The organism is Pseudoalteromonas sp. SR44-8 (genome assembly GCF_014163635.1).
In the GTDB taxonomy this organism is placed as follows: Bacteria; Pseudomonadota; Gammaproteobacteria; order Enterobacterales; family Alteromonadaceae; genus Pseudoalteromonas; species Pseudoalteromonas rhizosphaerae.
The window spans coordinates 106,032-118,020 of record NZ_JACJDS010000006.1; the positions used below are offsets into that span (position 1 = coordinate 106,032).

Here is an 11,989-nt window from a genome sequence, read left to right on the forward strand (position 1 = left end):
TCAACAAATGCAGTTTACTCTTTTTTCATGGGTAAATGCCAATCTGGATGTAAAGCTTTGTAAATGCGCTTGACTCTTATTTGGGGACTTTTGCGACGTTGTTTCAGGCGGTTATATATAAGGATATGAAAATTAAATGAAAATAGTTCTCAGTACCTTTTGTGGTGCTGAGAACTTTATTTATATTATGGAAATAATTTTTGTTTTACATGCTCAGCGAAGCCACTACCGGCCTCTAAATAGAAGTTATAAGTAGAGTCAACGCCCATATCTTCAAGTTCTTTTTGCTGATCTGGATAGTTAGCAATGGCAGTAACTTGACCTTGGTAACCCGAAGCACGCAATTGCTCCAAAGCAAAAATGTTTTGCATATGTTTCGGCATCGCGAGCATGATCATCTCTACATGGGAGTGATTTACCCGTTGCCAAAAGTCTGGATCGGTTGCATCTGCCAAGAGCGCCTTACGGCCTCGTGAAACATGCTTCTCGACCACTTCTGGCTTGATGTCTACTCCAGCTACAACGCCAGGATGGGTGATGTTAATTGTTTCATATGCACCGGTGCCAATACGACCCATACCAAAAATAACAATCTTGGTGTCATTTAAGTTCACAGGAAGTTCTTCTGCTAAGCGAGTAGGGCTTTCAAAACGTATGAGCCAAGCTTCGATTTTTACATAAATTTCGTTTGAACGTTTATTTAGTGGGGATGCAATGATAAAGGTCATTGATACTGCAATAGCCATAACAGCCAACCACTCAGATGTGATTAACCCGCTACTGGCAGCAACCATACAGACTATCAAGCCAAACTCGCTGTAGTTAGCTAAGGTAAATGCACTCAATAAGGAGGTACGAGCGCGTAACTTAAAGGCATTCGTTAGTATATAATACAGGGCAACTTTGACTGGTAGCACCAATACAATAATAAGCGCTATAAGTAATGAGTTGAGCGTCAGATCAGCACCTAAACCAATTGTTAAGAAAAACCCAACTAATAAAATTTCTTTTAAATTAAGTAGTGATTTTGCAAGCTCACTGGCTTTTTTATGAGGAGCAAAGATCATACCGATGATCAACGCGCCTAAATCACCTTTCAAGCCTGCAAATTCAAATGCATGATAGCCAACGACAAGTGCAAAGAAAAAGCCAAACAAAGGTAATAGCTCACCATGTTTAGAACGATTTAACACCCAAAACATGACTGGGCGTAATAATGGCAAGGCAACTAATAGCGCAAAAGCCCAACCGTTGGGGATTTTACCTGTGCTGATGGCTAAAAATATCACTGCAAAGATATCTTGCATAACCAAAATACCAATGGCTATTTTGCCGTGAAGGCTGGCCATTTCGCCACGTTCTTCAAGTACTTTTACAGCAAAAACTGTGCTAGAAAAGCTAAAAGCAAAACCAACAAGCAACGCACTTTGCCAACTTAGGTCTGCAAATAATGGCAACGAAAGTGCGCCTAAGAACAGCATCAAACTGCAAAAAATAGCGCTACTAATAATAATATGTAAAGAGGCAGGGGCCCAAACTTGTGGCTTAATAAGATGGCTAACTTTTAGTTTCAGACCAATACTAAATAGTAATAACGTGATCCCTAAATTAGCAATCGTATTAAGTAGCTCAGTGGTTTTAAAGCCAGATAAGTTCAGTACAAAGCCAGCAATCAAAAAACCGATTAGCGGAGGAAGTTTAAGTTGGTACACGGCAAAGCCACACACAAATGCGACAGCAAAATATAATAGTTCCATAATTCTTAATATCACTTCATTTGGTTACCTAGTGTAGCGAAATATCAGCATTTTTGAAAATCATTCGTGTATATTATGCATATAAATTGCGCGCATAGAGATATACCTGTGTATGAAAAACACTCGTTTAGTTAATTATTCTGCTAAAAACTCAAAAAATAGTTATTTTTTCACTGACAGCAGCTTTTAAATATGGTTAAGATGCAGTAACAAAGGAATTTAAGCGTGATTCAGGTTTAGGTGAATTAAGCTTAAGGAGAAATAGATGTTTAAAAAAATTCTTGCATCAGTCGGTATTGGTGCAGCAACAGTAGATACCGTGCTTGAAACTGAGCATTTACAACCTGGGCAACTATTTAATGCCCAAATAGTGATCACCGCAGGGGATGTTAGCCAAGCAATAACAGGTCTTGATTTAGCATTAATGACGCGCGTAAAAGTGGAAGGTGAAGACGGTGCTTATTTTACCAATCATATTATTGATAAGTGGCGTATAACCGATATTGGTACAATTGAACCTGGTCAACAAAAACACATTCCGTTTGAAGCGCGCTTACATTCAGAAACACCGATCACCGAAATCAACGCCGGTTATAACCAATCACATGTGTGGCTTGAAACAGGTTTAGATATTGATTTAGCACTTGATCCTACGGATAAAGATCATCTTCATATTTATCCAAATGATGCCGTAACTACTTTTATGCAAGCGATGGATAAACTGGGTTTTAGCTTGGTAAAAGCGGATGTTGAAAAGGGCTTCTTACGTGCTAGTACGTTTAACTCTGTCTCTGGTTGTTATCAAGAGCTGGAATATAAACCAAATAGCCGTAGCTTGTTCGGTATTCAAGAGATTGAACTATCGTTTGTGCCTGAAGCTCATAAAACTCATGTTTTAATTGAGCTTGACCGTGGTTTTCGTGGCGATGGCTATGTTGACCTGACGATTGAACATGATCACGTTAATCTTTCGCATTTATGTGATCAATTAGAACGTTTGCTTGCCTAGCTATCCAGAGCTCGGTTAGTTAGCTAAGCGTATTAAGTAGCCCAGTATTGACTGGGCTTTTTTATGTTAGGAGTTTTTATGCGATTAACAACAAAACCATTTTCTCAACTGTCTGCGCAGGTACTGTTTACTATCATGCGCACGCGGGTCGATGTATTTGTAGTTGAGCAGCAATGCCCATACCCTGAATTAGACGATATCGATTGCACTGCAACAACTCAGCATCTCTATTGGCTCGAGGCTGAACAATTAGCTGCATACGCACGTTGTTATGAGAAAAATGAGCAGTACAGCGCTATTGGTCGCGTGCTGGTTGAAAAATCACAACGGGGTAAGGGGTTGGCAGTGTTATTGGTTAAAGAGGCGATCCAGTGTTGCTTTACGCATTGGCCGAACAAGGATATATACATTGGCGCGCAAACCTATTTACTCGCGTTTTATCAGTCGCTGGGTTTTCAGTGTATTGGCGAGCCTTATTTAGAAGATGGTATTGCACATCAAGATATGATTTTAAAAAACCGCTCCGTGTAAAGAGCGGTTTTTTGAGTTAGCCTAATAGCGAGCTGACAAACACTAAACCAATTGCAATTGGGCAAATGAATTTAATATACCATGGCCATATTTTCCAAAATAGGCTGGTAGCAACTTCTGGGCAGCCTTGTTGTATTTCGTTTAATAGTGAGTTGCGATACCAAATCCAGCCGACAAACAAGCAACACATTAAACCAAGAATAGGCTGACCAAATTTAGTTGTGAGCGCAATAACTAAACCAAACAGCGCATTAAAGTTCAGGACTATCGTAAAGCTCACCAATGCTATAATCGTTCCTATTAACCAAGTGGCTTTTACACGGCCAAGATCAAAGCGCTCTACCGCATACGAAACCGGTGCTTCAAGCATTGAAATAGACGATGTCAGTGCAGCTATACTCATCAATGCAAAAAAGGCAAAGCCAACGAATAAACCAATGGTGCCCATGCCATCAAAAAGAGCGGGTAATACTTGAAATACTAAAGTGTCTTCAGAAAGCAACTCTCCAGTAGCTGAGAATATTTCCACCCCTTGTGCCTGCGCAACGTACATCGCAGGGATAATTAGTAACCCAGCAACAAAAGCAATAAACACATCAATAAGGGTAACGTAGGCGCCAAGTGAGACTAAATTTTCTTTTTTACTAATGTAGGAGCCATAAATGATCATCACACTGGTGCCCAATGACAATGAAAAGAATGCTTGCCCCAGTGCACTAACAAGTAATTCAGGGTCTAAAATAGAGCTAAAATCAGGTACTAAATAGGCTTTAAGGCCTGTCATAGCACCTTCTTGCATCAGCACATAAACAATCAGTGCAAATAAAATAGTCAGCAGTGCGGGCATTAAGCGTTTCGACCACTTTTCAATGCCGTTTTCTACTCCGCGGCTAATGATTGCGACAGTAAGAATAATAAACCCAGCTGTAAATATAAGGTTTCTAGAGAGTGACTGTTCACTTAACCAAGTTGAAGAGCTCTCACTGCCCACTAAAGTCGCAATGGGCTCTAGAGTGGCACTGATCATCCAACCGGCGACAATGGCATAAAAGCTGAGGATCAGTCCGGCACATATGATACCGCCAAAACCGACCACAAACGCAAAGCGTTTTTGGAACGGGTTATTTGAAATTTTCCGCAATGAACTAACCGCATTGGCCTGACCATGGCGCCCAATCGTTAGTTCTGCCATCAGTGCTGGGTAAGCCAAACAAAATGCCAATACAAGGTAAGCAATTAAAAAGGCTGCGCCTCCATTGCTAGCTGTTTGTGTAGGGAAACCCCAAATATTACCAAGACCTACTGCAGATCCTGCTGCGGCCATAATGAATCCAAAACGGGAGCTAAACTCCCCTCTGACTGCGCTCATAATTATTTTTTCTTCTCTATATAGTGACGGCGCTGACAATCTACTGTAAATGTTAAAAAATAAAAAGCCCTTATTTTTAGCTGCAGCCGTGCAGAATTAACGCATGACTGTATTTACAAAATTTAGAATGCCAATGCTGTTAACATTGTTTGTTTAAGTTATTGTTATCTAATCATAATGAGGTGGTTTATGATGCTGTAAACTGTAACATAAAAGTTACAACTGTTCCGGGTTATGTATTTTAAGGGTAAGGCATGCCCCCGTTAGGTGTTTACTACGATTTACGCTTACACTGCCATGATGCCAATCAGCTACTTTAGCAACAATGGCAAGTCCTAGGCCATAACTTTGATCGGCCCGATTGCGATGACTCTGTTCTTGAAAAAAAGGGCTAAAAACTTTGTGCCAATTTTGCTCTTCGATACCTGGGCCATCATCCTCAACGGTAATAATAAGTGTTTGCTCTTTAATCGATGCCGTGAGAATAATTTTTTGTTTGGCAAAGTCACAGGCATTGCTAAGCAGATTAGTGATTGCGCGAGCTAACCAATGTAAATCTGCATAAATATGAGAATTATCATGACAGATAAGCTGTAAATCAAGTTGTTGCTGTACTAACTTAGGCTCTAGTTGCTGTATTAGGGTGCTTAGGTAGCTGTTTAACTCAGTGTGTGAGTAGGTCAGTTGGTTGGCTTTTTGCTCAAGCGTGGCAAATGCTAAATAACTTTTCAACATTGATTCCATTTGGTCTAAATCAGCTTCCATACGATTTAAATAATGTTTTATTTTTTCTTCGTTATGACTATCTAGTGCCGCATCTAAGCCAAATCGTAGGCAGGCAATGGGGGTGCGTATATCATGAGATAAACTCGAGGCCATCAGTTTATTTTCATCGAGTAATTTTTCGATCTGGCTTGCCATGCGGTTAAAAGTAAGCTCAACATCTTTAATGTAAGTGAAATGGGATACCCGAATGCGAGCATGTAAGTCGCCACTGGCAAACTTTTTAGCTGCGTCATTAACCACGCCTAGTCGTTTAGCTAATGGTGCAATAATAAACCCCATAAACACACATAACCCAGCGTAAAACATTAACGTAAGTAACATATCATTTTGTTGATCTTGTTCGTGGGATTTTTCCAAACGTAATTTAAGATGAAAAGGCGCAAGCAAATCATTACTGTAGAGTAGGTAATACCCTTCTTGATCTTCTAAAATCAGTCCGCCTTCAGCATTGATCTCTTCTAGCAGTGATGGTGGCAGCGCTAAAGATTGCGTGGCTCGATAACTTAATCCCAACGAAAACTGTTGTGCAAGTAAGGCGGTGTAGTCTGCTCTTTGCATGAAGGGTTGGCTGGCAATTTGCTGGCTGAAGCCCATTAAAAGTTTACTTTGAAAGCCAAACTCATCCTGCGAGGTATGAGTTTGCTGACTAAAAGCATCAATTAACCAACCTAATATTACGATCGAGAGCAGGGCACTGGCTAATAAGGAGAGATAAAACTTTTTCATAGCATTTGCCAGTATACCTTAGCGGCGATCACCAAGCGCTTGCGACGAGTAAATAGCCTCGCCCCCAAATTGTTTTAATTTTTTCAGGTTGCTGCGGATCATCATTAAACTTTTTGCGCAGTGCAGAAATAAGCACATCGACACTACGATCAAGGCCATCGTATTCACGACCCTTGGTTGCTTTGAATACAGCATCTCGCGACACAACTTGCCCGGCGTTACAGGCTAAATAATGCAGTAATAAGTACTCGGCGCTGGAAACTCCTTGATCAATATTATTAATAAAAACGTTGCGAGATTGTGTATCAATTTTTAAAGAGCCAACTTGAATAATGGTATCATCCGTTTGCGACTCCGAATTGTCGTTATTGGCGCGCAGTGCCGCTTTGATCCGCGCAAGCAATGCACGCGGCCTGACCGGTTTCATTATGTAATCACTGGCACCGACTTCAAGACCAATCACTTCGTCCATTTCTTCGTCTCGAGCGGTTAGCATAATAATAGGGCTTTGGTAAAATTGACGTAGTTCACGACAGACACTAATACCGTCTTGGCCGGGGAGCATAATATCGAGTAAAATTAAGTCAGGCTTGAGCTCTTTTACATGACTGACAACTTGGTCGCCTCGCTCACAAATATGAGTTGTGTAGCCTTGCTCAGTTAAATACTCCGCCACCCACTGGGCTAAAGAGCCGTCATCTTCAACAAGTAATATTGTGCCGTAATTATCCATGCTTTATCTCGTTTTAAAAAAGCCGCCAGCGGCGTTTCTTTTGGCGATTTTGATACACCCATTGCAACTGTACTTGTGTTGATGCAATGATCTTACCGGTATCGCTGTTTATTAACTCAAATGAAATGCTTTCAACAGAATCAAAAGCATAATTTAACTTTCCGCTATTTTGTCTAAGCCAGCATTGCATAATATGCTTCGATGTTGCATCACGTAAACAGTAATTACCGATGCTAGTTTGTTGCCAGCTTAGCTCTATATCAGCATAGCAACTGCGTCCTTCACGCAGTGCAACACAGGTGTCGGGCAACGCAATTAAACTACTGTCATGCGGTTCTTCACCATTGGCTAGTATTTGTTTTGCGTTTAGTAACAGTAATAAAATTACTGTGGTTTTAAAATACATAGCGCACGCCTACCATGGCTTTATGCTGATAACCCTGAGATACAATGGGACTGTTGGAAATTTCACTTGAAAACCAGGTTGACAGCCAGCCACCTAAAAATACCCAGTGTCGATTAAGTGGGTACTCGGCGTGGAATTCAAAAATCATACTCATTGCGCCGTCTGTTTGATAGACAGCACGAGTAGCGGTGGCTTCTTCTGATGTTATGCCAAAATAGTAATTGCTGAAATCTGCTGAGTAAGCGCTAATGCCAACACCGGTGCGAAACTCCCAGTTTTGCCACGGTAAAATATGGCTAAAAAAGCTATTTACGACCCAACCATTATGAGCATTAGAAATATCATGTAAGTATTCAAAGGAAATCTGTGAGTTTTCAAAGCGACGGGTAAGGCGTAAGCCGGTATCAAAGTCACTTTTTCTGGTTCGTATACCTTTAAGTTCAGGCACCACCCCACTGCTATAAAAGTCGAGTCCTGTTTCATCAAACCCAGCTTGCATATTGGTACCAAGAATATCAAGATCCCAATTATACTTATTGATGATGCTATAACCAATAATGATGCCGCCACTGAGTTGGCTGTGATCAATATCTAAATAAAAGCGTTCGTAAGAAACAGCAAGGTTAATATCAAGTTCTAGACCGTCACTGTAAGAATCCATTCCAACTAGATAAGAATCTTCAACATAATAGCCCGCACCCGCGCTCCAATCCCAAGCAAAGCCTGAGGTTGGCTCTAAGGTGTTATCAGCATAATAGCGATTACTGGCATTGCTAGAGGTGCTCCATAAACTCACACTGATCAGTAATAACAGTAGTTTCTGTAGAGTGTGTTGTTTACGTTGCATCCATGATCCAAATAAATTAAGCAGTTGTTAAGTGTATTATATTGTCAAAGAGTTCCTTTGATCTGTAAAAAATTGTAGCCAGTAGTCATTCTGTGGACATTGACTTAGTGTACTTTTATTTTATCGATCAAAATACTACTTAGATAATAGTGCATCATTGGTGTTAGAGCACTCACTTCAGTGCGATTACACGGTCCTTGAAGTTTAGTTAAGCTGGTCATTTTTGAAATGGTTTTATAGCTTGGTATACTGATCTCCTGATTGGCGCGGGCAAGACGTGCTTGATCAGTATTTTGTTGATGGATAAAAGTGGCTACTTCAAGTTCATTACTGATCACTTGTTCATCACTGAAGCTGTAAATAAGTGGTTCGCGATGGAAGCTCGCACTGTCGATTGAGGATTTTCCAAACCACACTACATCACCCGATGCACGATGGATCAGGCGCATGCTAACCTCTGCATTGATGGTTGAGCATTGTTGGATCGGATACAGTTGTGTTATTTGCGCAAATAAAGGATACGCTTTATTTGGTGGTTGTATTTGATATTCGGTATCTTCAATAAAGTTGAGCTCTAGCTGGTGTATAGCTAGGGTATAATCACTATTACCTTGATCAACGACACGTAAGTTCATAGTCGTTAATGCATCAGTTATTTGTTTAAATAGGGTATCAGTGACACTTGCTTTATCGGCAATAACTTGCACAGTTTGGTTACGAGTAATTTTATGCGCTGGTAATTGTACTGATTTTACTTTCGGTGAAGCATGTTCGGTTTCATAGGCTACTTGATAGCTTTGGCTTTTTAATTGCGGCTTGAGTGGCATTTCTAAAGGCGCAGCAGGTGGCGGCGCAGTCACACAAGCTGTTGTAATGAAAGTGAAAAAAACTATTGATAAATAACGTATAAACACTGTAAAACCCTTTGAAAGCTCGATAATCGGAATATTGTACGTTAGTCTTAATAAAACTTCATGGTATTATAAAGCTAAGAATGTCTTAATCTAGATAAAAATAATAAAAAATGAAGTCCTTTGTGTCGTTAATCAACTCCTTTTTTTTCGTTATCACGTTAGTGTTATTTCAATCGCAGGTTCATGCCAGCGAGCAACAGTGGCAAGAATTTGTCAATGATTACACACAACATCTCGAACATAAATTAAAAAGCAAAGGGATCCCAGGGGCTGCGTTGTCGATAGTTAATGGCCCTGATGATACGCATATACAAGGGTTTGGGGTAACAAAGCTAAATAAGGGCTTAGCAGTCAATGCCCATACTCGGTTTCGCTTAGCATCGGTATCTAAAACGTTTGCAGGCTCACTCAGTGCAAAGTTAGCCAATGAGGGGAAGTTTTCTTTAGACGACCCTGTCAGTAAATTTATTCCAGCCTTCGCCAATACGGATTACAAAAATAATTTAAAAGTTTTTCACTTACTCAGTCACTCCAGCGGTTTAGTACCTAATGCGTATGATAACTTGATTGAATCAAGAATGAGTTACCCTGATATAGTGCAAAAGTTGTTGAGTGTGGAACCTATTTGCCAGCCAGGGCAGTGCTATGGCTATCAAAATGTGATGTTTAGCTTAATTGCTGAAGTGATCAAAAGCAGTACTAAATTGGATTACTCTCGGTGGATGAGTGAATTTATATTTTCACCATTAAATATGAATGATGCAAGTCTGGGTTATACAGCGATGGTAACAGATGATAATTATGCTCATCCCCATGTAAGAGGGCGCAAACGCTGGCATACCGCAAAATTGAAAAAAAATTATTACAAGGTACTTCCCGCAGCCGGCGTTAATGCTAGTGCCAGTGATATGGCTATTTGGTTAAAAGCGCAGTTAGGATATTACCCAACGGTATTATCCAGTGCAGTGCTAGCCAGTCAAACTCGTCCTTATACGCATACAAAAAAAGAGTTACGGCGTCGAGTGTGGAAAAAGCACCTTAGCGAGGCCTATTATGGCTTAGGCTGGCGGGTTTACGAATATGATAATGAAACCATTTACTATCATAGCGGCTGGGTGCAAGGATATCGCAGTGACCTTGTAGTAATACCGCACTTAAACATAGGTTTCAGTCTGATCCTTAACGCCGAAACCGGTATCATTAATGAATTAACGACAGAGTTTATTGATCGTGTGTTGCTATTCAAACGCTCACAACAACTAGCAATGTATAAAGAGGAAGACAAATGAACTATATTTTAGCGAGCTTAATATTACTGTTTACTGCGAATTTAACAGCAGCACCGCAAAGTATTTTTTTGTTTCGCCATAGTGAAAAATTAACAGGCAACGATCCCCATCTTACGGATGCCGGCAAGCAACGGGCGCAGCAGTTAGTGAGTCTGCTTAGTAAAGTCCAGCCAACAGCAGTTTTTAGTACGGACTATAATCGCACTATCGAGACCGCAACTCCTATTGCTGAACATTTTAATATTACAATTCAAAGCTACGACCCTCGTGACTTAGCCGCATTTAAACACACTGTTTTAGCGCAAGATGGCGTAGTGGTGATTGTAGGCCATAGTAATACCACGCCAGAATTGGCAAAATTAATAGCGCAAATAGATGTTGAAAAGATGCCTGAAACTGAATTTAACCGCTATTTTATCTTACAAAGCGAAGCGCAAGGTTATCAGTTGAGTGATATGAAGATGAATTTTTGAGCAATGTAATATATTTATTTACAATTTATTGCAGTTGCGTCGCAGATATAAAAAAACCAGCAATTGCTGGTTTTTTTATAGCGGAATAGAAAATTAATTACGTGGTAATTGGATCTTCTTTTCTTCGCTTTGGCGATAAAGCACAAGGGTGTGGCCGATTGACTGTAATTTCTCAGCACCGGTTTCACGAATAATAGCTTCAAAAATCAGTGCTTTAGTCTCACGGTCATCAGTAGGTACTTTTACTTTAATAAGTTCGTGGATTTCTAGAGCGCTTTGAATTTCAACTAATACACCTTCAGTTAAACCGTTAGAACCAAGAAGTACAACTGGTTTTAGAGAGTGTGCTTGACCTTTTAAAAACTGCTTTTGTTTGTTCGATAATTTCATGTTGTTACAAATTTTGCTGAATATGGCTTGAATTAAGGGTATTCTAACGCCATCTAGAGAATATTACTAATTAGTTGCGTGTTAATTTATGACGAATAAGAAACTTTCGGCCAGTTCACAGCGATGGTTGAAGGAACATTTTGATGATCCTTATGTTCACGAGGCACAAAAGAAAGGTTGGCGCTCTCGTGCGATTTTTAAACTCGACGAGATCCAAAATAAAGATAAATTACTACGCCCAGCCATGACTGTTGTTGATTTGGGAGCTGCGCCGGGAAGCTGGTCACAGTATTTAGCAGAAAAAGTAGGCGATAAAGGGCAGGTGATCGCTTGTGATATATTACCTATGGATTCATTGGCCGGCGTTGATTTTTTGCAAGGAGATTTCCGAGAAGAAGCTGTTTTAGATGCGTTATTAAATCGCATTAATGGTAAAAATGTTGATGTGGTGCTCTCTGATATGGCACCAAACATGAGTGGTAATAGCTCCGTTGACCAAGCTGGAAGCATGTATTTAGTGGAATTAGCATTAGATATGTGTAGCCAAGTTTTAAAGAAAAATGGTGCATTTGTTGTTAAAGTATTCCAAGGTGAAGGCTTTGATGAATTCTTAAAAACAGTGCGTGATAGCTTTAAAACTGTAAAAATCCGTAAACCCGACGCCTCACGTGCGCGATCACGTGAAGTATATATAGTAGCGACAGGCTACAAACTGTAGTACAGTTGTCAGGCGTTTAGTTGAATTTAAATTAATTGGAT

General features: G+C 40.2%; 13 protein-coding genes. 5 read left to right on the forward strand and 8 right to left on the reverse strand.

The features are described from left to right. Window positions 1–185 precede the first annotated feature (185 nt). Window positions 186–1,757 (reverse strand): cation:proton antiporter family protein, encoded by a 1,572-nt coding sequence (locus H5183_RS04395; protein WP_145239230.1) that lies wholly within the window; start codon window positions 1,755–1,757, stop codon window positions 186–188. Window positions 1,758–2,022: 265 nt separating this feature from the next. Between H5183_RS04395 and H5183_RS04400 the strand changes: the two genes are divergently transcribed. Together H5183_RS04400 and H5183_RS04405 are read left to right on the forward strand one after the other, a co-directional pair. Then, on the forward strand, window positions 2,023–2,766 hold the full coding sequence (locus H5183_RS04400; RefSeq protein ID WP_145239228.1) for a sporulation protein: 744 nt from the start codon (window positions 2,023–2,025) through the stop codon (window positions 2,764–2,766). A gap of 78 nt (window positions 2,767–2,844) precedes the next feature. Continuing rightward, a complete protein-coding gene (locus H5183_RS04405) occupies window positions 2,845–3,297 on the forward strand; it encodes a GNAT family N-acetyltransferase (protein WP_145239226.1) in 453 nt (150 codons plus the stop codon). Between the two features lie 16 nt (window positions 3,298–3,313). Here the strand turns inward: H5183_RS04405 and H5183_RS04410 are convergent, their stop codons facing one another. From H5183_RS04410 to H5183_RS04435, 6 genes are all read right to left on the reverse strand, one after another. Further along, window positions 3,314–4,666, reverse strand: a complete 1,353-nt coding sequence (locus H5183_RS04410) for a sodium-dependent transporter (protein WP_145239223.1) — start codon at window positions 4,664–4,666, stop codon at window positions 3,314–3,316. Between the two features lie 216 nt (window positions 4,667–4,882). Next, a complete protein-coding gene (locus H5183_RS04415; RefSeq protein WP_145239220.1) occupies window positions 4,883–6,178 on the reverse strand; it encodes an ATP-binding protein in 1,296 nt (431 codons plus the stop codon). A 28-nt stretch (window positions 6,179–6,206) separates the two neighbouring features. Continuing rightward, the gene (locus H5183_RS04420; RefSeq protein WP_145239217.1) at window positions 6,207–6,911 is read right to left on the reverse strand and encodes a response regulator transcription factor; all 705 of its coding nucleotides are present in this window, start codon (window positions 6,909–6,911) and stop codon (window positions 6,207–6,209) included. A 13-nt stretch (window positions 6,912–6,924) separates the two neighbouring features. Beyond that, window positions 6,925–7,317 (reverse strand): DUF3019 domain-containing protein, encoded by a 393-nt coding sequence (locus H5183_RS04425; RefSeq protein ID WP_145239213.1) that lies wholly within the window; start codon window positions 7,315–7,317, stop codon window positions 6,925–6,927. Then, complete coding sequence (locus tag H5183_RS04430) at window positions 7,307–8,164, reverse strand: MipA/OmpV family protein (protein WP_145239210.1); 858 nt, start codon at window positions 8,162–8,164, stop codon at window positions 7,307–7,309. The genes H5183_RS04425 and H5183_RS04430 overlap by 11 nt, the downstream gene beginning before the upstream one ends. A 104-nt stretch (window positions 8,165–8,268) precedes the next feature. Next, complete coding sequence (locus H5183_RS04435; protein WP_145239591.1) at window positions 8,269–9,072, reverse strand: hypothetical protein; 804 nt, start codon at window positions 9,070–9,072, stop codon at window positions 8,269–8,271. Window positions 9,073–9,188: 116 nt separating this feature from the next. On the opposite strand from H5183_RS04435, the gene H5183_RS04440 reads away from it, so the two are divergent. Both H5183_RS04440 and H5183_RS04445 read left to right on the forward strand, forming a co-directional pair. Beyond that, window positions 9,189–10,367, forward strand: a complete 1,179-nt coding sequence (locus H5183_RS04440; protein ID WP_145239207.1) for a serine hydrolase — start codon at window positions 9,189–9,191, stop codon at window positions 10,365–10,367. After that, complete coding sequence (locus tag H5183_RS04445) at window positions 10,364–10,840, forward strand: histidine phosphatase family protein (protein ID WP_145239204.1); 477 nt, start codon at window positions 10,364–10,366, stop codon at window positions 10,838–10,840. The genes H5183_RS04440 and H5183_RS04445 overlap by 4 nt, the downstream gene beginning before the upstream one ends. Before the next feature lie 93 nt (window positions 10,841–10,933). On the opposite strand, the gene yhbY is transcribed toward H5183_RS04445, so the two are convergent. Further along, on the reverse strand, window positions 10,934–11,230 hold the full coding sequence (gene yhbY, locus H5183_RS04450) for a ribosome assembly RNA-binding protein YhbY (RefSeq protein ID WP_016707974.1): 297 nt from the start codon (window positions 11,228–11,230) through the stop codon (window positions 10,934–10,936). 88 nt (window positions 11,231–11,318) lie between these two features. Between yhbY and rlmE the strand changes: the two genes are divergently transcribed. Next, entirely contained in the window at window positions 11,319–11,948 is a 630-nt protein-coding gene (rlmE, locus tag H5183_RS04455) for a 23S rRNA (uridine(2552)-2'-O)-methyltransferase RlmE (RefSeq protein ID WP_145239201.1), read from the forward strand. Window positions 11,949–11,989: the final 41 nt, after the last annotated feature.

Excerpts from the sequence above, each read along its gene's own strand:
- H5183_RS04395 (WP_145239230.1), bottom strand. The coding sequence starts at position 1,757 with ATGGAACTATTATATTTTGCTGTCGCATTTGTGTGTGGCTTTGCCGTG.
- H5183_RS04400 (WP_145239228.1), top strand. The coding sequence starts at position 2,023 with ATGTTTAAAAAAATTCTTGCATCAGTCGGTATTGGTGCAGCAACAGTA.
- H5183_RS04405 (WP_145239226.1), top strand. The coding sequence starts at position 2,845 with ATGCGATTAACAACAAAACCATTTTCTCAACTGTCTGCGCAGGTACTG.
- H5183_RS04410 (WP_145239223.1), bottom strand. The coding sequence starts at position 4,666 with ATGAGCGCAGTCAGAGGGGAGTTTAGCTCCCGTTTTGGATTCATTATG.
- H5183_RS04415 (WP_145239220.1), bottom strand. The coding sequence starts at position 6,178 with ATGAAAAAGTTTTATCTCTCCTTATTAGCCAGTGCCCTGCTCTCGATC.
- H5183_RS04420 (WP_145239217.1), bottom strand. The coding sequence starts at position 6,911 with ATGGATAATTACGGCACAATATTACTTGTTGAAGATGACGGCTCTTTA.
- H5183_RS04425 (WP_145239213.1), bottom strand. The coding sequence starts at position 7,317 with ATGTATTTTAAAACCACAGTAATTTTATTACTGTTACTAAACGCAAAA.
- H5183_RS04430 (WP_145239210.1), bottom strand. The coding sequence starts at position 8,164 with ATGCAACGTAAACAACACACTCTACAGAAACTACTGTTATTACTGATC.
- H5183_RS04440 (WP_145239207.1), top strand. The coding sequence starts at position 9,189 with ATGAAGTCCTTTGTGTCGTTAATCAACTCCTTTTTTTTCGTTATCACG.
- H5183_RS04445 (WP_145239204.1), top strand. The coding sequence starts at position 10,364 with ATGAACTATATTTTAGCGAGCTTAATATTACTGTTTACTGCGAATTTA.
- yhbY (WP_016707974.1), bottom strand. The coding sequence starts at position 11,230 with ATGAAATTATCGAACAAACAAAAGCAGTTTTTAAAAGGTCAAGCACAC.
- rlmE (WP_145239201.1), top strand. The coding sequence starts at position 11,319 with ATGACGAATAAGAAACTTTCGGCCAGTTCACAGCGATGGTTGAAGGAA.